General features: G+C 58.6%; 17 protein-coding genes and 1 riboswitch. Of the genes, 6 read left to right on the forward strand and 11 right to left on the reverse strand.

Features of this window, described 5'->3' with window-relative positions:
- Window positions 1-20 precede the first annotated feature (20 nt).
- The 6 genes from uca to IHQ43_RS07070 form a co-directional block, all read right to left on the reverse strand.
- On the reverse strand, window positions 21-3,653 hold the full coding sequence (gene uca / locus IHQ43_RS07045; RefSeq protein WP_192563852.1) for an urea carboxylase: 3,633 nt from the start codon (window positions 3,651-3,653) through the stop codon (window positions 21-23).
- A gap of 280 nt (window positions 3,654-3,933) precedes the next feature.
- Window positions 3,934-4,575 (reverse strand): urea amidolyase associated protein UAAP2, encoded by a 642-nt coding sequence (locus tag IHQ43_RS07050; protein ID WP_085729988.1) that lies wholly within the window; start codon window positions 4,573-4,575, stop codon window positions 3,934-3,936.
- 11 nt (window positions 4,576-4,586) lie between these two features.
- The gene (locus IHQ43_RS07055) at window positions 4,587-5,312 is read right to left on the reverse strand and encodes an urea amidolyase associated protein UAAP1 (RefSeq protein ID WP_192563853.1); all 726 of its coding nucleotides are present in this window, start codon (window positions 5,310-5,312) and stop codon (window positions 4,587-4,589) included.
- Between the two features lie 13 nt (window positions 5,313-5,325).
- Window positions 5,326-6,114: an ABC transporter ATP-binding protein gene (locus IHQ43_RS07060; RefSeq protein WP_192563854.1), complete on the reverse strand. Its 789-nt coding sequence runs from the start codon at window positions 6,112-6,114 to the stop codon at window positions 5,326-5,328.
- Window positions 6,111-6,926: an ABC transporter permease gene (locus tag IHQ43_RS07065; RefSeq protein WP_192563855.1), complete on the reverse strand. Its 816-nt coding sequence runs from the start codon at window positions 6,924-6,926 to the stop codon at window positions 6,111-6,113. The genes IHQ43_RS07060 and IHQ43_RS07065 overlap by 4 nt, the downstream gene beginning before the upstream one ends.
- Before the next feature lie 18 nt (window positions 6,927-6,944).
- Entirely contained in the window at window positions 6,945-8,012 is a 1,068-nt protein-coding gene (locus tag IHQ43_RS07070; RefSeq protein WP_192563856.1) for a putative urea ABC transporter substrate-binding protein, read from the reverse strand.
- 63 nt (window positions 8,013-8,075) lie between these two features.
- Window positions 8,076-8,176, reverse strand: a riboswitch (guanidine-I (ykkC/yxkD leader).
- A 283-nt stretch (window positions 8,177-8,459) separates the two neighbouring features.
- Here IHQ43_RS07070 and IHQ43_RS07075 point away from each other — a divergent pair.
- The 5 genes from IHQ43_RS07075 to IHQ43_RS29675 all read left to right on the forward strand — a co-directional run bounded on the left by IHQ43_RS07075 (window position 8,460) and on the right by IHQ43_RS29675 (window position 17,172).
- Window positions 8,460-8,723: a hypothetical protein gene (locus IHQ43_RS07075; protein ID WP_192563857.1), complete on the forward strand. Its 264-nt coding sequence runs from the start codon at window positions 8,460-8,462 to the stop codon at window positions 8,721-8,723.
- 178 nt (window positions 8,724-8,901) lie between these two features.
- Window positions 8,902-9,303 (forward strand): hypothetical protein, encoded by a 402-nt coding sequence (locus IHQ43_RS07080; protein ID WP_192563858.1) that lies wholly within the window; start codon window positions 8,902-8,904, stop codon window positions 9,301-9,303.
- 201 nt (window positions 9,304-9,504) lie between these two features.
- Window positions 9,505-10,719: a glycosyltransferase family 4 protein gene (locus IHQ43_RS07085; protein ID WP_192563859.1), complete on the forward strand. Its 1,215-nt coding sequence runs from the start codon at window positions 9,505-9,507 to the stop codon at window positions 10,717-10,719.
- A 31-nt stretch (window positions 10,720-10,750) separates the two neighbouring features.
- Complete coding sequence (locus tag IHQ43_RS07090) at window positions 10,751-11,611, forward strand: hypothetical protein (protein WP_192563860.1); 861 nt, start codon at window positions 10,751-10,753, stop codon at window positions 11,609-11,611.
- A gap of 2 nt (window positions 11,612-11,613) precedes the next feature.
- Window positions 11,614-17,172: a calcium-binding protein gene (locus IHQ43_RS29675; RefSeq protein ID WP_192563861.1), complete on the forward strand. Its 5,559-nt coding sequence runs from the start codon at window positions 11,614-11,616 to the stop codon at window positions 17,170-17,172.
- Window positions 17,173-17,249: 77 nt separating this feature from the next.
- On the opposite strand, the gene IHQ43_RS07100 is transcribed toward IHQ43_RS29675, so the two are convergent.
- Window positions 17,250-18,362 (reverse strand): enoyl-CoA hydratase/isomerase family protein, encoded by a 1,113-nt coding sequence (locus IHQ43_RS07100; protein WP_192563862.1) that lies wholly within the window; start codon window positions 18,360-18,362, stop codon window positions 17,250-17,252.
- A gap of 132 nt (window positions 18,363-18,494) precedes the next feature.
- Between IHQ43_RS07100 and ung the strand changes: the two genes are divergently transcribed.
- Complete coding sequence (gene ung, locus IHQ43_RS07105) at window positions 18,495-19,187, forward strand: uracil-DNA glycosylase (protein WP_192563863.1); 693 nt, start codon at window positions 18,495-18,497, stop codon at window positions 19,185-19,187.
- A 137-nt stretch (window positions 19,188-19,324) separates the two neighbouring features.
- Here the strand turns inward: ung and IHQ43_RS07110 are convergent, their stop codons facing one another.
- The 4 genes from IHQ43_RS07110 to IHQ43_RS07125 are packed head-to-tail and all read right to left on the reverse strand — an operon-like array spanning window position 19,325 to window position 23,360.
- Window positions 19,325-20,359 (reverse strand): AbrB family transcriptional regulator, encoded by a 1,035-nt coding sequence (locus IHQ43_RS07110; protein WP_192563864.1) that lies wholly within the window; start codon window positions 20,357-20,359, stop codon window positions 19,325-19,327.
- The gene (locus IHQ43_RS07115) at window positions 20,352-21,866 is read right to left on the reverse strand and encodes a tripartite tricarboxylate transporter permease (protein ID WP_192563865.1); all 1,515 of its coding nucleotides are present in this window, start codon (window positions 21,864-21,866) and stop codon (window positions 20,352-20,354) included. The genes IHQ43_RS07110 and IHQ43_RS07115 overlap by 8 nt, the downstream gene beginning before the upstream one ends.
- Before the next feature lies 1 nt (window position 21,867).
- Complete coding sequence (locus IHQ43_RS07120; RefSeq protein ID WP_192563866.1) at window positions 21,868-22,326, reverse strand: tripartite tricarboxylate transporter TctB family protein; 459 nt, start codon at window positions 22,324-22,326, stop codon at window positions 21,868-21,870.
- A gap of 56 nt (window positions 22,327-22,382) precedes the next feature.
- Window positions 22,383-23,360: a Bug family tripartite tricarboxylate transporter substrate binding protein gene (locus tag IHQ43_RS07125; protein WP_192563867.1), complete on the reverse strand. Its 978-nt coding sequence runs from the start codon at window positions 23,358-23,360 to the stop codon at window positions 22,383-22,385.
- Window positions 23,361-23,653 lie beyond the last annotated feature (293 nt).

A 23,653-nucleotide genomic window follows, 5' to 3' on the forward strand; every position in this document is an offset into this window, starting at 1 on the left:
TGATCCTTTGGCAAATGGTTTCAGTCGAGTTCCAGCACCACGACCCGTTGTCCGGCACGTACCGCCGATCCCGGCTGCACGCGAATGTCCTGCACCACCCCGGCCATGGGCGCGAGCACGGGGATTTCCATCTTCATCGACTCCAGAATCACCAGCACATCACCGGCCGCCACGCGGCTGCCGACCTCGACCTGCACCTGCCAGAGGTTGCCGGCGATGTGGCTGTCGATGCTCTGCTGACCGTTGGCCAGCGGTGTTTCTTCGCCGTTGTCCGGCACGGCTTCTTCGCTGTCGAAATGCGCCTGTCCGCTGGCGATCCAGCGTTCGCGCTCGGCCTGGAAGGCGCCCTGTTGCTGCGTCCGGAACGCGTCAATGGTCTCGGCTTCGCGCTGCAAAAAGGCCTGGTAGTCGGCGAGGTTGAGCTGGCTGTGTTCGATGTTCAGGTCGTAACGTCCGAGGGGAAAGTCGCGGCGGATGCGCAGCAGTTCTTCAGCGCTGACCGGATAGAAACGGATCTGATCGAAGAACCGCAGCAACCACGGTTTGCCGTCGAACGCGGCGACTTCGCGATAGCGGTTCCACATCTGCAAGGTACGGCCGACGAACTGATATCCGCCCGGGCCTTCCATGCCGTAGACGCACATGTAGGCGCCGCCGATGCCCACCGAGTTCTCGGCGGTCCAGGTGCGCGCCGGGTTGTACTTGGTGGTCACTAGCCGATGGCGCGGGTCGAGCGGTGTGGCAACCGGCGCACCCAGGTAGACGTCGCCGAGGCCCATCACCAGATAACTCGCATCGAACACCGTGCGCTGCACTTCGTCGAGGTTGGGCAGGTCGTTGATGCGGCGGATGAACTCCAGATTGCTCGGGCACCACGGCGCGTCCTTGCGCACGGTGGTCATGTATTTCTCGATGGCCAACTGGCAGGCCGGGTCGTCCCAAGACAGTGGCAGATGGACGATGCGCGACGGTACTTGCAAGTCCTGGGCGGCGCACACCGCATCCCATTCACCGGCGACGATCCCGAGCAGATCGGCCAGCGGCAGTTGTTCGGGCTGATAGTGGATCTGCAGCGAGCGAATGCCCGGTGTCAGATCGATCACGCCGTGCAGGTTTTTGCTTTCCAGTGCCTGCATCAGGGCATGGGCGCGAAAGCGCAGGACGAGGTCCAGTTCCGGCGCGCCGATTTCCAGCAGCAGATGGGTATCGCCGGACACACGCCCGACCAGCCGCTTGTCGTCCTGGCCCAACTCCAGAACCACAGGCGAAACCAGACCCTGTGGGAGCTGGCTTGCCAGCGATGAAGTTGATGCGGTGTCTGGTCGGGCCCCATCGCTGGCAAGCCAGCTCCCACAGGTATCCCATTTCAGGGCGAGATCGCGGGCAGTCTTGAGATCGATCGGCTCAAACTGCACTTTGTCTCCGGCCTTCAGTTGCCCGAGTTGCCAGAGGTCCGCCTCGATCACCGTCACCGGGCACACAAAACCGCCAAGGCTCGGGCCGTCCGGGCCGAGGATCACTGGCATGTCGCCGGTGAAGTCCACCGCACCGATGGCGTAAGGGTTGTCGTGGATGTTCGACGGATGCAGGCCGGCCTCACCGCCGTCGGCGCGCACCCATTCGGGCTTCGGCCCGATCAGGCGCACACCGGTGCGGCTGGAGTTGAAATGCACTTCCCATTGCGTGGCGAAAAAGGTGCCGATGTAGTTTTCGGTGAAGTATTCCGGCGCGCCGTGAGGGCCGTAGATCACGCGGATCCGGCGTACGTCGGGCAGTTCACTGACGTGGTGCGGGGCAAGGGTCTGCCCGGCGCTTCGGTCGCTCAGTGGGGCCAGGTGCAACACGTCCCCGGCGCGCAAGGCCCGCCCGCCATGACCGCCGAACTGACCGAGAGTGAAGGTGCTTTTACTGCCCAGATAGTCCGGCACCTGCAAGCCGCCGCGCAGGCACAGGTAGCTGCGGGCGCCAGCGGCCAGCAAACCGCCGAGATGTAACTGGCTGCCTGCCGCAATCAACAGCGCGGTGTTCATCGGCACCGCTTCGCCGTCGAGTGTCAGCGTCAACGGTGCCCCCGTCACCGCCACGACCGCGTCGCAATTGAAGCGCAGCAGCGGCCCGTTCATGGTGATTTCCAGTGCCGCCGCGCCGTCGATGTTGCCCAGCAGGCGATTGCCCAGACGCAACGCGCGGCTGTCCATCGGCCCCGAGGGTGGCACGCCGACCGCCCAGTAGCCGAGGCGACCGGGATAATCCTGGACGCTGGTCTGGGTGCCGGCGCTTAGCACCTCGAAGGTGTTGGCCCGGTACACCAGATCTTCCAGGCAGCGGGTCCACGGCTGGCCGCTGGCGAAAGGCGTATCGAGCAGAATCTGCCGCAGGTAATCGCGGTTGGTTTCCACGCCGTACAGCTGGCTGTCGCCGAGGGCCTGATGCAGTTCGGCGCTGGCCTGCTCGCGGGTCGGCGCCCACGTGATGACTTTGGCGATCATCGGATCGAAGTACGGCGGGATCTCGCAGCCAGCCTCGACCCAGGTGTCGATGCGCAGTTGAACGCCGTTTGCCGCAGGAAACTCCACAGCGCTCAGCAGCCCCGGGCTTGGCTGGAAGTCCCGACCCGGATCCTCCGCATACAGCCGTGCCTGAATCGCGTGGCCCTCCGGTTTCAGGCCCTCAAATAATGTGCTCAGTGGCGGCAAATCCCCCGCCGCCAATTCAATCATCCAGCGCACCAGATCGACGCCCCATACTTGTTCGGTAACGCCGTGTTCGACCTGCAACCGGGTGTTCACTTCCAGAAAGTAGAAGCGCTGCGCATCGCTGTCGAAGACGAACTCGACGGTGCCGGCGCTGCGGTAATTCACCGCTTTGGCCAGTTTGATCGCCGCCGCGCACAGCTCATCCGCCATGCCTTCTGGCAGGTTCGGCGCCGGGGTTTCCTCGAGGACTTTCTGGTTGCGCCGCTGCACCGAGCAGTCGCGCACGCCGAGGGCGATCACCTCGCCGTGGCCGTCGCCGAACACCTGGACTTCCAGATGCCGCGCACGCTGGATGTACTTCTCGATGAATACTCCGGCGTCGCTGAAATTGTTCTGCCCGAGGCGCTTCACCGCGTCGAACGACTCGCTCAGTTCGCTGGCGTTGCGGCACACGCGCATGCCGATGCCGCCACCGCCCGCAGTGCTTTTGAGCATCACCGGATAACCGACCTGTGCGCCGGCGGTCAGCGCTGCGTCGAGGCTGTCGAGCAGTTCTGTGCCTTCGAGCATCGGCACGCCGTGCTGTTTGGCCAGGGCCCGTGCGGTGTGCTTGAGGCCGAACACCCGCAGTTGTTCCGGTGTCGGGCCGATGAAGGCTATGCCATGGTTTGCGCAGGCTTCGGCGAACGCGGCGTTTTCCGAAAGGAAGCCGTAGCCGGGATGGATCGCGGTTGCACCAGTGGCTTTGGCGATGGCGAGAATCTTGTCCACGGCCAGATAGGTGCCGGCCGCGGCGCCTTCGCCGAGGCTGTGGGCTTGTGCAGCTTGCAGGATGTGCAGGCTGGCGGCATCGGCTTCGGAGTACACCGCGACGCCTTCGACGTGCAGTTCACGCAAGGTGCGCAGAATGCGGCAGGCAATCGCGCCACGGTTGGCAATCAGGATTTTTTTGAACATGGCAAAACCCCTGAAGGGGATGCGGGCCGTCCCGCAGTTTTTCGATGAGCGCCGGGGTCGTCCCCGACGGCAGAATCACAATTTCGAAAGTCACCGTTGACCTTGTGGGAGCGGGCTTGCCCGCGATGGCGGTGTGTCAGTCATCATCAATGTTGGCTGTGCCTACGCCATCGCTGGCAAGCCAGCTCCCACAGGGTTCAGGGGTGTTGGGAGGACTTCAGGCACTGGCCGGAACGGGCCTGGCACAGGGCGAAAAGCCAACGGCGCAGACCGCTGAGTTTCAGTTCCATACCAGTAGCTCCGCAGGTGTCGGGTTATAGGCGTTGCACGGGTTGTTCAGTTGCGGGCAGTTGGAGATCAGCACGATCACGTCCATCTCCGCGCGCAGGTCGACGTACTTGCCCGGTGCGGAAATGCCGTCTTCAAAGGTCAGGCCGCCCTCGGCAGTCACTGGCACGTTCATGAAAAAATTGATGTTTGGCCCGATGTCACCTTTGCCCAGCCGACCGTCGTGGGCGCAGGCGCGCAGGTAGTTGTCGCGGCAGCTGTGCATGTAGCGTTTTTCCAGGGCGTAACGCACGGTGTTGCTCTCTTGCGCGCAGGCGCCGCCGAGGGTGTCGTGGCGGCCGCAGGTGTCGGCGATGATCGTCAGCATCGGTTTGCCGAGGTTGGAATACAAAACGCTGCCGGTGCTCAGGTAGACGTTGTTTTGTCGGCGCAATGTGCGCTGCACGTCGTAGCGCTCACGGGGATTGGCGGCGCTGTAAAACAAAGTGTCGACCGCCTGATTGCCTTCCAGATCGAGGATGCGCAGGGTCTGGCCGGCCTTGACCTCCATCAGCCAGGGTTCGCCGGCGGGAATGGTGGCGCGGTACACCGCAGCGTCGGGTTGTTTTTGCGAAGTGGCGATAGCAACTGACATGGCGATGATCCTCAGGCGAACAAACGGTCGGTGTTGATAAAGCCGCGCTCGTTCTCCGGGCGCGAGGTTCGGCAGTGTTCGGCGACGCTCGGATCGGCGTTCATCCAGCTCAGCTTCAGCGGTTTTGGCGCGTAGTCGGGCGATGGGTCCATCGGGTGTTGCAGGGCGGTGAGAACGACGAGGGTGTCCATCGGTGCGTACAGCTCGATGTAATCGCCGGCCTTCGAATGGCCCTCGACGAAATGGAAGCGCCCGGCGTCATCGACGTTGACCCGGCTGAACAGGTTGAGGGTCATCAAGAGGTCGGACAGGCCCAGGCCCCACTTGCCGAGCTCCACCAGCAGGTTGTCGGTGCCGTTGCGAAAGAAGCCGTTGCGCAGTTCCTGATAGCGGCCCTGGCCGTATTTTTCCGCGACCTCCTCGGCGCACAACACGCCGCCAAGGCTGTCGCTCCAGCCGCTGGTGTCGGCAGTGATCGCCGCCAGTACGCGGCCCATGTCCGAGTACAGGCAATGGCCGGCGGTGAGCTTGGCGGTGTGCTGGCATTTGAGGCTGTCAGGCAGGTTCAGGCGCTCGGTTTTCTCGTTGGCGTTGAGCAGGGTCAGGCTGACGTTGGCGCCGCCGCGCAGGTCGGTCAGGCGCAGCAACTGGCCGCGTTTCAGGACGAAGGAGCGGTGGCCGCCACCGGGCAGGGTTTCTTCGGCGAAGAGTGGAAACAGTTGGGTCGAATCGGTCATGGGAGCAGTCCTCTCAGGCAATACGAAGCGTGCCGGCCAGCCCGGCGGGCAGGGCGTCGACGGCGGCGCGCCGGGCGCGGCGGTCGCTGTTCAAAGGGATGTCGTAGGTGATGCGGGCGCCATAGGCGCCGGGGGCGTGCGGGTCGAGGCGCACCTTGTCGAACACCAGCAGGCGGGTGCCGAGGCTGAAACCTTCCGACAAGTCGTGGGTGACCATGAACACCGTCAGTTGCGTCTCGCGCCACAGCTCCAGCAGCAGGGCGTGCATGTCCTTGCGAATGCCCGGATCAAGCGCGCCGAACGGTTCATCGAGCAGCAACACGCGCGGCTTCATGATCAACGCCTGGGCAATCGCCAGCCGTTGTTGCATGCCACCGGAAAGCTGCGCCGGATACTTGTCCAGCGCATGGCCGAGGCCGACTTTGTGCAGCAGCGCCGAGGCCTGCTCGCGGGCCTCTTTTTTCGCGCTGCCGAACAAGCGCCCGAGAAGCGGCGCGCGCGGCAATTCCAGGCCGATGGCGACGTTGTCCAGCACGCTCAGATGCGGGAACACCGAGTAACGCTGGAACACTACGCCACGGCTGGCGTCCGGCTCGCTGGCGAGCGGTTGGCCATCGAGCAGGATGGTGCCGCGACTGGCGGATTCCTGGCCGAGCAGCAGGCGCAGAAAGGTCGACTTCCCGCAACCCGAGGCACCGACCAGCGTGCAGAACTCGCCCTCGTTGACGCTGAGGTTCAAGCCTTCGAGCACCACCTGGTCGGCGTATTGCTGCCAGACGTTTTTCACTGTGATGAAGCTCATTTGGCCGCCCCTTCATACCAGGGGAATGCACGCCGGGTGAGGTGCTTGAGGCCCCAATCCATCAGCCAGGCGAGGAGGGTGATCCACACCACGTACGGCAGGATCACATCCATCGCCAGATAACGGCGCACAAGGAAAATCCGGTAGCCGAGCCCATCGGTGGAGGCAATGGCTTCCGCCGCGATCAGGAACAGCCATGCCGAACCGAGCATCAGCCGCAGCGAGATCAGCAGGCGCGGCAACAGTTGCGGCAGCACGACCCTCAGCATCAGGGTCCAGGTCGAGGCGCCAAGCGTCTGCGCCTTGATCAGCAGTTCGACCGGAATGTCCCGCGCGCGCTGTTCCAGATCACGGGCCAGGGCCGGGGTGATGCCGATCACGATCAGCATCACCTTCGACAGCTCGCCGAGGCCGAAGACGATGAACAGAATCGGCAGGATCGCCAGCGGCGGCACCATCGACAGCACCGTCAGCAATGGCGAGAGCGGTGCGCCGAACAGTGGCAATGTCCCGGCGGCAATGCCCAGGCACAACCCGGCCAGCGCGGCGATACCGAGGCCGATGGCCAGGCGTTGCAGACTCGCGGCGGTGTCCTGCCACAGCAAGTACTCACCCGTGCGGCTGTCGGCATTGAATGCCAGGCGTTTCACCGCATCGCTCATCTGCACCGCGCTGGGCAGCAGTTTGTCGTTGGGGTTCTCCGCCAGACGCTCGGCTGAACCCATGAAATAGGCAAACAACACCAGGGCGAACGGAAGGATCACCAGCAACAGGCGACTCGGGCGATCCGGGTGGCGATTGATCAGGCGCATGGCCAAATCCTCCGTGGCTTACAGCTTGGCGTCGGCGGCCATCTGCACGTAAGTCGGATCGAAACGCAGCTTGAGGTTGCCGGTGTCGCCGCTGGTCACGCCGTTGGCGAAGGTCATGCCGACGGCGCTGGTGTCTTTCGCGCCTTCGCCTAGCAAACCGTGCTGGAACGAGAACTCGGCAACTTTGCGCATGGTTTCCGGCAGTTGCTTGCTGGTGGCGAACGCCAGGGCCTCTTTCGGCGTGGCGAACAGTTTGGTGGTGTCCAGTTGCGCCTGGAATCCGGCCAGGTCGGTGCCCGAGGCCTTGGCCATGTGTTCCAGCGCAGCTTTGCTCGCAGCGTTTTTCGCGTTCATCAGCTCGACCACTTCGAACCACGCGCCGGTCAGCGCCTTGCCCAGGGCCGGGTTGTCTTTGAGGGTGGCGCTGTTGACCACCATCATGTCCATGATTTCCCCGGGGATCTGGCTGGAGTTGAAGACTTCGGTCACGCCCGGTTTAGCCTTGATGTCCGAGAGCATCGGGTTCCAGGTGGTGACGGCGTTGACCTGTTCGGTGCTGAAGGCGGCGGAGATGTCGGCGTCGGAGGTGTTGACCACTTTCAGGTCTTTTTCGGTCAGGTCGACCGAGTCCAGCGCGCGGGCCAGCAGGTAATGCGAGACCGACAGTTCGACCAGGTTGACGTCCATGCCCTTCAGGTCGGCGACTTTCTTGCCGTCGCCCTTGAGGACGATGCCGTCGTTGCCGTTGGAAAAGTCGCTGACGATCAGCGCGGTGCTGTCGACGCCACCGGCGGCCGGAATGGTGAGGGCATCCATGTTGGTCATGGTGCAGCCGTCGAACTGGCCGGCGGTGTACTGGTTGATCGATTCGACGTAATCGTTGAGCTGCACGACATCAATCTTGATCCCGTACTTCTTCGCCCATTTGTCGACGATGCCCTGGCTGCCGGCGTATTCCCATGGCATCCAGCCGGCGTAGATCGTCCAGCAGACACTGAAGTGGTCTTTCTGCGCGGCGGAGGATTGGGTGCTGACGAGCGCGGCGAAGGCGGCGGCGAGCAGGGCGGGGAAACGTAGTCGTGACATGGCGGATTCTCCAGTTGATCAAGGGCGGACAGGAAGGCAACGCGGCACCGCGAACGGTGGCTTGTCTCCCGGGCTTTTGTCCCGCCGTGTAACCTCAACTGGAGGTCGCCAACTCTCGGACCAGCCACTCGCAGATGCGAGCCGGAACCCTAGTCAGCCATTGCAAATTGTGGTGCCGCGAACCTGTGATGACTCCTGCACGGGTTTGCTAAAGCGAGAGGCGTGCCAAGTCGGATCGAGCCCTCTGTTACGGGCTTTCGTGACGTCGCAGCTGACGGCGAACGCTTGTCGACGCTTTTTGTTGGTGCGTGCTTGCACCGTCATGCAGCGTCCGGTGCCGCTGATCCGATGCCCGTGAGGGTTGGGCACTCACTGCCGGTCCGCCAGTCAAATCTGTTGTCAGCCGGTCTGTGCCGACTGCTGTCACAGGTCTTTCAGGAGGCCGCCATGTGTATTTCAAAATTGCTGCGTCGGGTGCTGCTGGGAGCAGTGCTCGGTCTAGGGCTGTCCGGTTGTTACTACTACGCCGGTGGCTACGATGCCTATCCCGGCACCTATTACTATCCTGGCTATTACTCGCCCTATTACTACGGTGGTTATTACGGTCCGCGCTACTACGGCGGTGCCCGCTATTACTATGGCGGCTATGGCTATCGCGGCGGTTACGGACGGGGTTATCACGGCGGCGGATACCACGGTGGTCACCACTAATCAGCGGCTGAATGACGGCGTTTCTGCATGAACAAGGTTTCATGAATCACTTGTTTCAAGTTGTTGCAGAAACGCACCGGATGCCGAAAACGCTGTCAGATCTTTCGTCAGTCGCCGAATGAAAGACTGACGCCTGCCAGCGTCGCTGGTGTGGCTACCCGCGGTCCAGGAGGCCGCCATGTATCGCCGAATTCTTCTGTTTACCGTGATGCTTTTTTCCCTTGGCGGATGCGTCCCTTATTCCTACGGAGATGGCTACTACAGCTCAGAGGTCTACACATCGCAGGCACCTTCGTATTACAGCGGTGGCACCTACTACAGCGGCGGCAGCACGTATTATTCGGCGCCGCGCTACTACCAGCCAGCACCGCGTTATTACCAACCGGCTCCACGCTATTACTCGGCGCCTCGTTACTACCAACCGGCTCCGCGTTACTACGAAAGCCGTCGCTGGCACGGTCATGATCGCGGACGCTGGGATGACCATCGTCGCGGTGGCTGGGATGATCGCCGGGGTCGTGGCAATTACGACCGTCACAGTGGACGTGGCGATTACGGGCGGCACGGCAACCGCTGGTAACCTCCGCAAAAAAGCGGCGCAGTGAGCGCCGCTTTTTTTGTGCCTGTTTTATTGCAATGCGTGTATCGCACCATCTCCTAGGAGGTTCTCGGAACCCTCCTACAGTTTTATTTCTGAGCATTTGTTAGCGTTTGTATGCACATGTTGATGTTGAAAAACTTCAATTCATGGAGGTGTATTAGCGCGGGATCTTGCTCAAATATGAATCTTCTTATCATTCATCAGAATTTTCCTGGTCAGTTTCGTCATGTGGCGTTGGAAGCATTGCGCAGGCGTCTGGGCGTCATTGCAATTGGACGCGATACAGCGCCAGGTATTGCAGGGGTAAAGTTATTTCGTTATCGACCATCAAGGAAGATGATTAATGGCGTTCATAACTATTTGTACAGATATGAAGAGGCTGTTTCGGACGGGCAACAAGTTCAACGAATATTGAAGAGACTCAGCCAGGCAGGCTTTCGGCCTGATGTAGTTCTCGCTCATCCTGGGTGGGGTGAATCGCTATTCGTCAAAGACGTGTATCCAGATGTACCTCTAATTCATTTCTGTGAGTACTATTACCGAGCGCACGGGGCCGACTCTGGTTTTGATCCTGAATTTCCCAGCGCGATGGACGCGACTTCAAGGCTTAGAGTCTTGAATTCGATGCATCTCCTGAATGTTGAGCAGTGTGATGCCGGGATTGCACCTACACAATGGCAGCGCAGTCTTTTTCCGAAAATATATCAGTCTAAAATTCGCGTCATTCACGAAGGCATTGTTCAATTTTCCGAATCACAAAAGGTCGAGTCTGTAACGCTGCCAAGTGGGCGCGTGTTAAGAGCAGGTCAGCCTGTCGTGACTTATGTCGCCAGAAACCTCGAGCCGTACCGAGGCTTTCATAGTTTTATGAGATCCATTCCCTATATTCAGGAAAAGTGCCCGAGTGCGCAGATTGTTGTTATAGGTGGGGATGGCGTCAGTTATGGACGGCTGCCTTTTGGGTTTTTGAACTGGCGAAGAAAGATGATTGCGGAGGTGGATTTTGATGCTTCCAATGTTCACTTTGTTGGGAAGTTGCCTTATCTAACATACAGGTCGGTTCTGAGTCTTTCAAAGGCTCACGTGTATTTGACATATCCGTTTGTATTGTCGTGGTCTTTATTGGAAGCAATGGCGTCCGGCTGTGTTGTCGTCGGCTCAGATACCGCACCCGTACGTGAAGTTATCGAGAATGGGATTAACGGGGTGCTTGTGGGATTTTTTGACGCTAAAGAAATCGCCGCGGCAGTGGGCAGGGTTTTAACGTCTTCCGGTGAGTTTGACTCTATGAAGGAAGCAGCGAGGTTGACGGCAAACAAATTCGATGTGGTTAAGGGTGTAAGCGGATACTTTGATGTGTTTAAAAGCTTAACGGATGGTGGTCGCGTCGAGTGATGAGTTAGTCATTTTAAAATGGAGATTTGAAATGCTTAAAATGTCTCGCAAGGAAGTTTTTCGCCAGTGCAGAAGGGGAATTAAATATGGAGTGTTACTAGCGATCTGTTATTGGGTCGTTGATTTCTGTATCCGATGGGAGGAGGCCGCAGAAGCGCGGGCGATTTATCAGAAGAAACAAGGGGCGTGCAGCAGGAAGCTGGCGGGTATGGAGCAGGTCCCGATACTTGGCGGCAGCCTGCTGGACCGGACAAAGATTCCTGGGTTCTATTTTGGATCGACATTAAGGAGCGACGGTTCCTGTATTGCCGATCTTCTTTCAGGGTCATTCTGGTGGACGGGAAAAGAACTGTTTCCGGAATATGAAGCTCACGGGGTAGAACCACCCATTAGTTGGACGTATTACAATGTTTCCGCCAGACTTTACACCAGAAGGGATACCACGGAGCCGCATAATATGGGCGGACGGCATGTGGATTGGCCGGATGATCTGGTTGTAAAACTGAAGAACTATCCAGGCCTTGAACTTTGGCTTACCGCGCCTCCACCCAGTATCAAAAATGAATTCTCTGTTCGAATTTTTGTTATGCAGGACTGGCGCCGGCGTGATGGAACACCACGGAAGATAAATTGTATTGGTTTAAATTCGCCCGAATCTAAAGCTTCTGCCAGTGGTTTGAGTAAAGCATATCTTTTGAAAATGAATAAGGAGCAGTTGGAGAATTTGGAGTTTGGGAGTTTACGTACGTATTGTACGGTCGAGTTGCACCATTTCGACTTTGCAGGTGGGGATGCTCGTATACATTTGGGTACCGAGGGCTTGCGGGGTGCCCCAGAAGCGCTTAAGGCTGTCAGCGACTATCTTTCACATTCAATTATTACAGGGAAGTAAATATGAGCTATATATTCAGTGATTTGGAAAAGTCGGAAATTTTGCAGGCTGCAAATATTTGTGAGGGAATGAAATTCAATGTCGAGGAGGAAGAGTATTTTGCGATGGCAGTGGAGGGGCGAAACTGCGCTGTACTTTATCGTACATTGTCGAATATTTTGGGTGGGAAATTTTTAGGCGGTTCTGCGTTCGATGAGAGCGTAATGGGCATTTTTAAAGATGCCAAACTCTGGCTCGATGTAGCAATTGATGCAAATGGCGGAGTGGGCGCTTATTCTGCATTGATCCGAGCTTATACCCTGCGGCAGGGGGAGTTAAGGTTAAATAAAAAAATCAGCGATTCGAAAATGCAGCAGTCATCTAATCAGGTAGCTGTCAATCTCATGAATACGTTGATAAAAGGCTCCGTTGAGCATGGTTTGGCTCCATGGACTGTGCCCTCCATAAGCCAAATTGCAGAAATCGATGCGAGCGCGATTGGTGAAGTACTATTTCGTGATGATATTGGCAACGTTGATACAGCGACCCGTCATAACGCCGGATGGTCTGGAACAATCGGCTTCAGCCTGTTGGGTGGAGAAAGACCCTATGAAACCTGGCGATTGATCTCCGCTGGTGATCCGGACTCCCACATCAAAGGTAATCATGATCTCGCTAAGTTCAATAGGCTAGACGATCTAAAGAATATTCTGTTTGCCGTGGATTCATACGGTATAGCCTTGCAGGCAGTGATCAAAAACTTCGGGTTAAATATGGTCGAAAGCCTGTTTTCAGTCCTGCCCGAACAGATAAACATCGCTCTTGCCAGTGGCAGCATCAATCCGCTGATTCAGCATGTGGTGAAAGGTACGCCCATCTCACCCATTGTCAGCCTGATATTGCGATATAACCTGAATGATTTCTTTGACATGCTCAGGCGAACCTACGACGGGAACTCGGCCGCCACACCTACCACCGAGGAAACCTTCGCCTCCAACGCCTACACCTTTTTCTCCGCACTTTCTCCGTCTCAATCGCAAAGTATCGTTACCAGAACCATTGGCGAGTATGGCAGTGCCGGCGACTGGGCAAAGTTGGCCTCCCAGGCAACGCCAATCGGCGTCGCGTTACGCAATTCTCTAAAGCAGCTAAGTGAAATCGTGATTGAGCGGGCCGACGGTTTTTCCGGACGCGAACTGGAGCTTTACGACCCCGAAACGGGCGAGGGCTTCATCACTGAGCAGTGGCTTGCCGATCGCTCTGAAATGCTGGCCAGGCTGATTTCCCGAACCAATGGATCGTTCGGTCGAAACACTGTCCAGACCTTTTCCTATTCGGATCTGGCTTCGGGCAAACAGGCCCCGATGACCACCGGCGTCTCAAACCCTCTGGTCATGTTTGGTGATGACGGCGGTCGATCATTTGGTGGGGGAACGAATACCGATCATCTTTACGGCGGGGGCGGCAACGATTCCATCAGCGGACTGTCCGGAAATGACTTTATCCAGGGGGCTCGCGGCAATGATTCTTTAACAGGAGGCGATGGCAATGATGCGTTGTACGGTATGGCCGGTGACGATGTGTTGGTGGGTGGCAAGGGTAACGACTCTCTGATTGGCGGGCCGGGTAACGATCGGTATGAGTTCTTCAGTGGAGATGGAATAGACGAGATTATTGAGGCGGACGCTGATGGCGCGTTGCTGATAAATGGACTTCCGATCCCAGCTCTCAAGCGCAGTGCTCCGCTTAGCAATATCTGGCTTACGGAAGATCGGGCCATCAGCTTGACGCTCATTGAAGATCTGGCTGAAAACACGCTGAACATTAAATACGGACTAAGTGATCTCATCGTCGTAAAAAACTTTAAGCCAGGGATGCTCGGAATTGATCTTCCTGATTACCAAAGCCAGACGTTCTCCGTCCCCGACCTGGTCCTTCAAGGTGACTGGAAAGTCAAAGATAACGACCCCAATGTTCGCGGAGATCAGCCTTCCTTTGATGAGTTGGGCAACGCCGTGCTTTTGCCCAATGTTAAACAGAGGAACAAAGCCGACTTGCTTTATGGATCACCGAAAGACGACCTGATCGTTGGTCTTGGCGGGTCTGATCGACTGTTCGGTAAAAATGGTAACGACCGCTTATTCGGCGACAAGTCGTCGACGCTCGAAAAAGCCTTGGCTGATGCCGCGAAGGGAAAGGCCAGCCGCGGCGATTGGCTGGATGGTGGGCAGGGTGATGATTTGCTCGTCGGTACTGCCTCGCGAGACGTGCTGCTCGGTGGGAGCGGTCGAGACACGCTGATGGGGGGAGCAGGTGACGACAATTTATCCGGTGATGAAGCAACGGGAGCACATGAGCAAAGTTGGGAATACAAGCAAATCAACGTTCAAATCCCCGGTGGAGTCACTAGCTTTCGTACCGTCTTCGAGAACTCCTCTTTGAACCAACCTTTGGAGGGAGGCAATGACGTTCTCTATGGCCAAGGGGGCCGGGACTTTATCAATGGAGGCTGGGGAGATGATCTGCTTGACGGCGGAAGTGAAGACGACACATTGGCCGGGGGGGGAGGTAATGACACGCTGGCTGGCGGGAGTGGCAATGACACATTGTTTGGAGACAACCTCGATTGGGGTGGCGGTCTCCACGGCAGCCACCATGGCAACGATTTTTTGCAGGGCGGCGATGGCGATGACGCTCTAGCCGGCAACGGTGGTAACGACGTGCTGTACGGTGGCGCTGGCAATGATGTTCTGAACGGAGATGACAGCGTACTGCAAGGAATTTCGGGTGATGCGGCGCTTTTTTTCGGGAGTGATTTTCTGGATGGCGGCGCGGGGGACGATACCCTCTGGGGTGGAGCTGCGGATGACTTACTTTTCGGTGGCCGCGGTAACGACGAACTGGTTGGTGATTACCATGAGCACCCGATTCGTTACCACGGTGATGATTATCTCGATGGCGGTGCGGGTGACGACACACTCCGTGGCTTGGGTGGTTCGGACACTCTGATAGGCGGCGCAGGTGCCGACGCTCTGGATGGCGATGAGCCCAACCTGAAAACGGGCGGAATCGACGATGACCACATCCACGGTGATGCAGGAAACGATACGCTCTGGGGAGGTTTGGGCGCCGATACGCTTTTGGGCGGTGCCGATGATGACTTTTTGGTGGGGGACTACGAGCAAACATCCGAAGCGGAACATGGTGCCGATTATCTTGACGGCGGTTCAGGCAACGACACTTTGCTGGGCAGTGGTGGAAACGACACGCTGGTTGGCGGTGAGGGAGTCGATTATTTACGCGGCGGCCCTGGCGATAACGTGTTTGAGGGTGGCGCCGGCAACGATTATCTGGAAGGGATGCAGGGTAACGATATTTTCTACTTCGGAGTGGGCGATGGCCTGGATGTAGTTACCGATACCGGTGGCAACAATGTCGTAAATTTTGGCGATGGGTTTTCTGCGGAGAACTTGCAGGCCGAGATCGTCAATCTTGATGTGGGCACGGCGTTGCGGCTGTCGAATGGTATCGGTGACGCGCTCCTGATTCGTCACCCTGAAAATTGGGCAGGTTCGACCTTCAGGTTCAACGATGGTGTGATCCTGAATTTCCAGGATGTAATCAAGTTAACGGTGCAACCGGTAGATGTAACGGATCCGTCCGCGACAATTGCTGCGGTACCCGATGCCGGAAAAATGCAGGACATTGAGAGTGAGAGCGAAGCAGTCGTCCAGACACCGCCCGATGACTTAGCCGCTTCTACTGAGAGGGAAGGCAGTGAAACGGGTCGTCACACCCGGTGGGATAGCCTTTTTCTTTCGGAACTGAACACAAAGCGCTCAGCGACCCGGCAGGCATCAGGATTTGCACTGAACGATCAGGGTGTTTGGGTTAGAAGTCATATTGCTACCGACGAAAGTGGCTATGCCATCAGCGCCGAACTGATCCATGAGGACGTTGAAGCCGGAGTCTTTTCCAATACACCTGAGTGGATGGGGGCGATTGCCGCTGACGCTGTGGTGACTGAAAGGCAGTCAATCTCTGCAACGAAAACCACGTTCAAGTTTGTAAAAACTGAAGCAGCGCAATTACCGAAACAAAAGCCGAAGTACTATCCGTCTGGCTCCAGTTATTCGGGGTTTTCGTTCAATTTGGGCGATGCTGTAGTTGAAGATATAGACCAAGCGGGCGCCATTCAGGGGTGGTACGTGTACCCCGCTGGCAGTTTTGAAAATCATGAAATTGTTCGTAAAGCGTTTCGCTGGAGCTCTACTACCCAAACGATCAAGCATAAAGTTGTTCAGGGTAATGACGCTGGCGGCAGGGTAAATCTCGAAGTGGGAAATCTCTTTCATGGCGGTGCGGGAGATGACTTGGTGGCTACCTATGCTGGTTCGGTGCTTGATTACGGCGGGGTGAACGACAGGATCCCGGGTGCATTTTTATCGGCTGGCGCAGGCAACGACACGCTGCTGGGCTCTGCGGGAGCCGATTATTTGATCAGTGGGCCGGGAGAAGATTGGCTTTACGGCGAAAACGGTCCCGACACTTACATCGTTGAAGCGCATGATGGCGCAACCACCATTATTGCCGACGTTCTTGACCCTGTTTTTTTGCGTCCCGAGGTTGGAGCCTCTGGGTGGCATGAAGAGTTTGGGGGGCTTGATATTGATACAGTCGTTCTTCCGGAAGAGGCGAAACCAGATAAGTTGAAACTAACCTGGGGCGCTGTGTTGGTTGAGGTGGTAAATATTGAACTGTCACCCACCCCAACGCGTGGGGCTCATCGTCGACCGCCTCGTGCCCAGATGCTGTACACGACAATCGATATCGAATGGGGCGGAACCCAAAAAGTACGAATCGTTTTGCCCAATCCGAATGACATCGGCGGTTCCGGAATTGAACGAGTGAGGTTTTCTGACGGATCGAGCATAAGTTTTAAAGACCTTGTTAGCCGATTAGGCAATACCCCCGATACTTATCATCACGGCGTCACTGTTCAGGACGCTGCTCGGGTTAAGTCTTTTCGAGACAACCGTTTTCTACCGCTCGTGGGTGGTCGCGGTAATGACACCCTCAGTGGCACTGGTGAAATAAGAGGGATGCAAGGAGATGATCTGCTGTGCGGTGGCTCAGGCGATGATGTGCTTTACGGTGGGCCGGGCAATGACACCTTGTCGGGTGGCGGGGGCAATGATGTTTATAAATATGATGGGCTTGGGCGAGACCTGGTAGTCAATGCCGGTGGCGGAATTGACGGTATAGACTTTTCGGAGGTCGGGCTGTCGATTGATCAACTCAAGTTCCACCGTGAACGGGATGATCTCGTCATCGTAGTCAGCTATGGCATGTCTCCAAAGATTCGTGTCTCCAAACACTTTTCAGGAGGCGATGCCGCTATCAGTTTCATCAGCGTTCAAGGAGAAGAGGGCGCTGTTAAAAATTACACGGCGAACCAGCTGGCTGAGCTTTTGCACCCTCTACCTCCCTTACGGGACGTAGAGGATATCTTGCCGAGAAATGATGAAGAGGCGTTGCGGGCAATGAAGGAAATAATCGCGTTTTACGAGTTGAATGTTTGATCGCAGATAGTTTCGCAACGGGCTCAAACTTCCCGCGACAGAGCCCAAGAGACTGCCATCGCGGGCAATGATCGGTTTTAGTATGGCGACAGATCCGCCAACGGATGCCGCCCCTCCCAGATCTTGTGAAAGTGCGCATCGACTACTGCGTCCGGCACCCGGGCGATGTCCGGCCAGTGCCAGTGCGGCTTGTGATCCTTGTCGATCAGCCGTGCCCGAACCCCTTCGCTGAATTCCGGATGCCGGCAGCAATTGAGGCTCAGGGTATATTCCATCTGAAAGACTTCGGCCAGCGACAAGTGGCGGGCACGGATGATCTGTTCCCAGACCAGATGCGCGGTCAGTGGCGAGCCTTCGCTCATGGTTTTCGCCGCGCGAGCAATCAATAGATCGCTGCTGTCCCGTTGCAGGCTGATGGCTTTCCAGGCGCAGGTCACGTCGCTGACATCCAGCCATTCATCGATCTGCTGTCGACGCGGCAGCCATTGGGCCTCGGGCATCTGCGCCACCGCTTCTTGCTGCAACGCCTTGAGCAGGCTGTTGAGTTGCATGGCGGTCTGTTCCTGCCAGTTCAACTGCAACAAGCCGTCGATCAGTTCCTGCTGCTGTTCGTCGAGCAGGAAACGGTCGGCCAGGTCCAGATCGATCGCATCGCGGCCATTCATGTGCGCGCCGGTCAAACCAAGGAACAGACCGAGCTTGCCCGGCAGTCGTGACAGGAACCAACTGGCGCCGACGTCCGGGTACAGGCCGATGCTGATTTCCGGCATCGCCAGACGACTGCTCGGCGTGACGATCCGGATGCTCGCGCCTTGCAGCAGGCCCATGCCGCCGCCGAGCACATAACCATGGCCCCAGCAGATCAACGGTTTCGGGTAGGTGTGCAGGCTGTAATCCAGGCGGTATTCAGCGTTGAAAAACTGTGCGGCCAGCGGCGGCACTTCACCGGGATGGGCCCGGCAGGCTTCCACCAGGCTTCGGACTTCGCCGCCGGCGCAGAAGGCCTTGGCGCCGTTGCCGCGCAGCAGCACGCAGACGATTTGCGGATCCTTGGCCCAGGCGTTCAGTTTGTCGCTCAGGGCGTGGATCATCGGCAGAGACAGCGCATTGAGCGACTTTTCGGCATCCAGCGTGGCCACGCCGATGCGCGCGCCGTCGGTGCCGGTGAGTTCTTCGAAGTGCAGATTCATCGTGACCTCGATCGGGAATTTGAACGATCAGTATGATCGCTGTGTGGGAAAGTGCCGGATCTGCGTCAGATCAATTGACAAGCGTGGTCGGCTTTCCTAGGGTTCGCCCCATTGTTTTTGCCGGGTATGACCATGACTGCTGACGACCGTATCAAACTCGAACCGAGCTGGAAGGAGGCACTGCGTGCTGAGTTCGACCAGCCCTACATGGCAGAGTTGCGCACTTTTCTGCAGCAGGAGCGGGCGGCCGGCAAGGAAATCTATCCGCCGGGCCCGATGATTTTCAACGCGCTGAACTCGACGCCGCTGGACAAGGTGAAAGTGGTCATCCTCGGCCAGGACCCGTACCACGGCCCGGGCCAGGCCCACGGTCTGTGCTTCTCGGTGCAACCGGGCGTGCCGGCGCCGCCGTCGCTGGTCAACATCTATAAAGAGTTGAAACGTGACCTGAACATCGACATTCCCAACCATGGCTATCTGCAGAGCTGGGCCGATCAGGGCGTGTTGATGCTCAACACCACCATGACCGTCGAGCGCGCCAACGCCAATGCGCACAAGGACAAGGGCTGGCAGTTCTTCACGGACCGGATCATTGAGGTGGTCAGCCAGCAGCAACCGCATCTGGTGTTCATGCTCTGGGGCGCTCATGCGCAGAGTAAACAGAAGCTGATCGATGCCACCAAACATCTGGTGCTGACGTCGGTGCACCCGTCGCCGCTGTCGGCCTATCGCGGTTTCCTCGGTTGTGGGCACTTCAGTCGCACCAACAAATTTCTGGAGCAGAACGGCGAAGCGCCGATCGAGTGGCGCCTTCCACCGATTTGATGTGGCTCTGTAGGGCCCCATCGCTGGCAAGTCGAGTCGTCGCACCGCAGCTCCCACAGGTTTTGTGGATGCCACAATTATGTGTTCACCCCAAGCCTTGTGGGAGCTGGCTTGCCAGCGATGAAGTCGACTCGGTCTTACTGGGGATTACGGTTCCAGTATTTGAACAACGGTTCCGCCAGAAACAGCACGAACAACAACCGCATCACCTGCATCGCCGTCACCAGCGGCACCGACAGTTGCAGGGTTTCCGCCGTCAGACTCATCTCTGCGATCCCGCCGGGCATCATGCCCAGGGTGAGTGAGCGCAGATCCAGATGAGTCAGCGCACTCAGTCCCAACGCCGCCAGTGTCGCGATCAACATGGTCAGCGCCGTGCCGATCAACGTCCGTCCCATGAACGACGGTGCGCGGCGGAAAAACTGCCGGTTGAAGTGGCAACCCAGACCGCTGCCGATCAGCCACTGTCCAATCTGGCTGCCGCCATTGGGCAAACCGATGTGCAGATCCCAGCCGATGCTCACCGCCGCGCTGACCAGCAGCGGGCCGAACAGCCATGGGTTGGGTTGACGCAGGCGTTGCCAGAGCCAGGCGAGCAGGCCGCCCGCCGGAAAAAGAATCGCCAGCCAGCGCCAATCGACGCTGCCAGCGTGTGAAATCGGTGTGCCGTCACCCAGCAGATATTTGAACGCCGCGGGTACACACAAAACTACCACCAGCACCCTCAGACTTTGTCCGGCCGCGACATGGCTGAGCATCGCGCCGTTGCGGGCGCCGAGGTTGACCATCTCGCCGGAGCCGCCGGGCATGCTGGAGAAAAACGCCGTGGCGCGATCCTCGCCGGTGCGGCGCATCAGCCACACGCCGACCACTGCCGAAAGGCTGGTGACCAGCGCCCCGAAGAAGATCAGGCCGAAGTGGCTGAGCACCTGTTCCATCACCAGCGGGGTGAAGTGCAGGCCGATGCCGATCCCGACAATCCACTGGCCGCACTTGCGGCCGCCAGGGATTTCGGTGAGTTGCCACGGGGTTAGGCAGCGCACCAGGATGATCGCCAGCAACGAGCCGACCATCCACGGCAGCGGCCAGCCGATCTGGCTGGCGATGAAACCGCCAAGCAGACCGACCAGCGGGGTTCCCCACCACGTTTTGAGGGAGAGCCGATCAGACATCGGCAATGGCGCGTTGCGCGGCCGAGCGTTTGCGCCAGATGCGGATGATCGGCATCAGCAGCATGATCGCCGTCAGAATCCAGCAACCGAAAGTGATCGGGCTCGACCAGAGGATTTCCAGCGCACCGTTGGAAATCGACAGGGCGCGACGCAGGTTCTGCTCCATCAGGCCGCCGAGGATGAAGCCCAGCAACAGCGGCGACAGCGGGAAGTCCAGCTTGCGCAGGATGTAACCGAAGATGCCGATGCCGATCATCAGGAACAGATCGAAGGTCGTCGCATGTACGGCATAGACGCCGATCCCCGTGATGATCGCAATGACCGGCACCAATGCCCAGTTCGGCACGGCGAGGATGCGGGTGAATACACGGATCATCGGAATGTTGAGGATCACCAGCATGACGTTGGCGATGAACAACGAAGCGATCAGGCCCCAGACGATGTCCGGTTGTTGCTGGAACAGCAACGGCCCCGGGGTGATGTTGTACAGCGACAGGGCGCCGATCATCACTGCCGTGGTACCCGAACCCGGAACGCCGAGGGTCAGCATCGGCACCAGTGCACCGCACGCCGCGCCACCGATGGCGGTTTCCGGTGCTGCGAGGCCACGGGCATCGCCTTCACCGAATTTTCCATTGGCACCGGCGATGCGTTTCTCGGTCATGTAGGCCACGGCGCTGGCCAGGGTCGCGCCGGCACCTGGCAACACGCCCATGATGAAACCGAGCACGCCGCAACGGATGTTCACCACGAACACCGAGGCCGCTTCCTTGAAGTTGAACATCATCCGGCCGGTGGCTTTCACCGCTTCCTGACCATGGTGGGTCTTTTCCAGCAGCAGCAGGATTTCGCTGATGGAGAACAGGCCCAGCACCAGCACGACGAACTGAATGCCGTCGGTCAAGTGGATGTTGTCGCCGGTGAAACGGTAAACGCCGCTGTTGGCGTCGATGCCGACGGTCGACAGGAACAGGCCGATCAACGCCGCGATGAAGGTTTTCAGCGGACGGTCGCCGGCCATGCCGCCGAGACAGACAATCGCGAACACCATCAAAACAAAGTATTCCGCCGGACCAAAAGCAATCGCCCATTTCGCCAGCAGCGGTGCGAACAGCACCATGCCGCAGGTGGCGATGAACGCGCCGATGAACGAGCTCCATGCCGACAGCGACAGCGCTACGCCGGCCAGGCCTTTGCGGGCCATCGGGTAGCCGTCGAGGGTGGTCATTACGGTGGAGGCTTCACCTGGAATGTTCAGCAGGATCGAGCTGATCCGGCCGCCGTATTCACAGCCCAGATACACCGCTGCCAACAGGATCAGTGCCGACTCCGGCGGTAGGCCAAGGGCGAATGCGATCGGGATCAGCAATGCCACACCGTTGATCGGGCCAAGGCCTGGCAACAGGCCGACGACGGTGCCGATCAGCGTGCCGCACAGGGCGGTCACCAGGTTGTACGGGCTCAGTGCAACGCCAAAGCCCTGACCCAAATAGCCAAGAGTATCCATATCAGTTCTCCAGAACGTCGAGCAGGCCGAGAGGCAGCGGAACGTCCATCAAACGGTCGAACAGCAGGTAAAGACCGACGGCCATCAGGCTGATGATCACCACGCTTGGCAACCAGCGGCCGCCGTACAGGCGGGCCATCGGCACGCCGGTGATGATGCTGGCGGCGATAAAACCAAGGGGTTCGAAAGTGCCGGCGAACACCAACAGCAGCGCGACGCATATCGCGATCTTGGTCAGGGTTTCACGATCCAGCGGCGGCTCGTCTTCGCTGTGTTTGATCGGCGCCGGGCGAAACACCATGTACAGCAGCGCCAGGCCCATCAGGCCGAGCATCAGCAATGGAAACGCCCGTGGGCCCACCGGTTCGTAGGAAAAAGCCGCCTGATAAGGCCACGCCATCAATGCCAGACCGGCACAGACCAGCAAAAGCATCGACGCGAAAATGCGTTGAATAAGCATGAGGGAACTCCTGCCATGGCCCCGGCGAAAGGGCCATGGACGCTAGACAGAGACGATCACTGGATCAGGCCGAACTCTTTGGCCAGCACCTTGTAGTCCGCGACCTGTTTCTTGACGTACGTGTCCAGCTCCGGGCCGGTCATGGCGAACGGGAACAGCTCACGCTGATCGCGCAGCTTGGCGAAATCTTCCGAGGCCAGCAGCTTGTCAAAGGCACCTTTCCACCAGGCGTAGTCCTCGTCGCTGACCTTCGGCCCGAGGTAGAAGCCGCGCACCACCGGCCAGACAATGTCGTAGCCCTGCTCGCGAGCGGTCGGGATGTCCTTCATTTCCGGCTCATCCAGGCGCTTCTCGGCAAACACCGCCAACAGGCGCATGTCGCCGCTCTGGATGTGCGGCATGGAGTCAGAGATGTCGGTGCTGCCGACCTGGATGTGGCCGCCAAGCAGCGCGGTGGCGATCTCGCCGCCACCTTCGAGGGCGACGTAGCGCAGGTCGCGCGGGTTGATCCCGGCAGCTTTTGCGATCAGTGCAGTCTGCATCCAGTCCTGGCTGCCGACGGTGCCGCCGGAACCGATCACCACGGCGCTTGGATCTTTCTTCAGCGCCTGTACGAGATCATCAAGGGTTTTGTAGGGCGAATCGCTTTTCACCGCGATGGCGCCGTAGCTGGTGCCGACCGCCGCCAGCCAGCGCACGTTGGTTTCATCGAACCGGCCGAACTTGCCCTGGGCCAGGTTCAGCAGCGAACCGCTGGACCACGCCACCAAAGTGCCCGCATCGGCGGGACGCTGCGCCACAACGGCGTTGTACGCTACCGCGCCGACGCCGCCGGGCATGTAGGTCACGCGCATCGGTTTGGTCAGCAGTTTTTCGTTGACCAGCGCGCTTTGCGCCAGTTTGCAGGTCAGGTCGAAACCGCCGCCGGGGGAGGCTGGGGCGATGCATTCCGGGCGTTTGGGCTCGGCCATCAGTTGGCCGGCGAACAGCACGCAGCTGGCGGCGAGGGCGAAACGGCGCAGGGATCGGTTCATGGGTGTCTCCACGGGAGTTGTTGTTTTGGGGGATGTTTCAGGTGCGGCGGTTTCGCGCGCGCAGGCTAACAGGCTCAGACCCGGACGGGTTGAACGCCGCGCAGCCGACGATGGCGCTGACAAGCGATAACGGGGAAATTCGAAAGGAAGAATGAAACGGGTCAACCTGAAGCTGTTTGGACAGCATGGTGCAGTACCTCGTTATTGTTCTTATTGGCGAAAACGCATCGAGGCGTTTTTCGAGAGCTACGTTTTGAAGCTACGTTGTATGGACAGACCAAGCGGCGAAGGTC

The organism is Pseudomonas gozinkensis (assembly GCF_014863585.1).
In the GTDB taxonomy this organism is placed as follows: domain Bacteria; phylum Pseudomonadota; class Gammaproteobacteria; order Pseudomonadales; family Pseudomonadaceae; genus Aquipseudomonas; species Aquipseudomonas gozinkensis.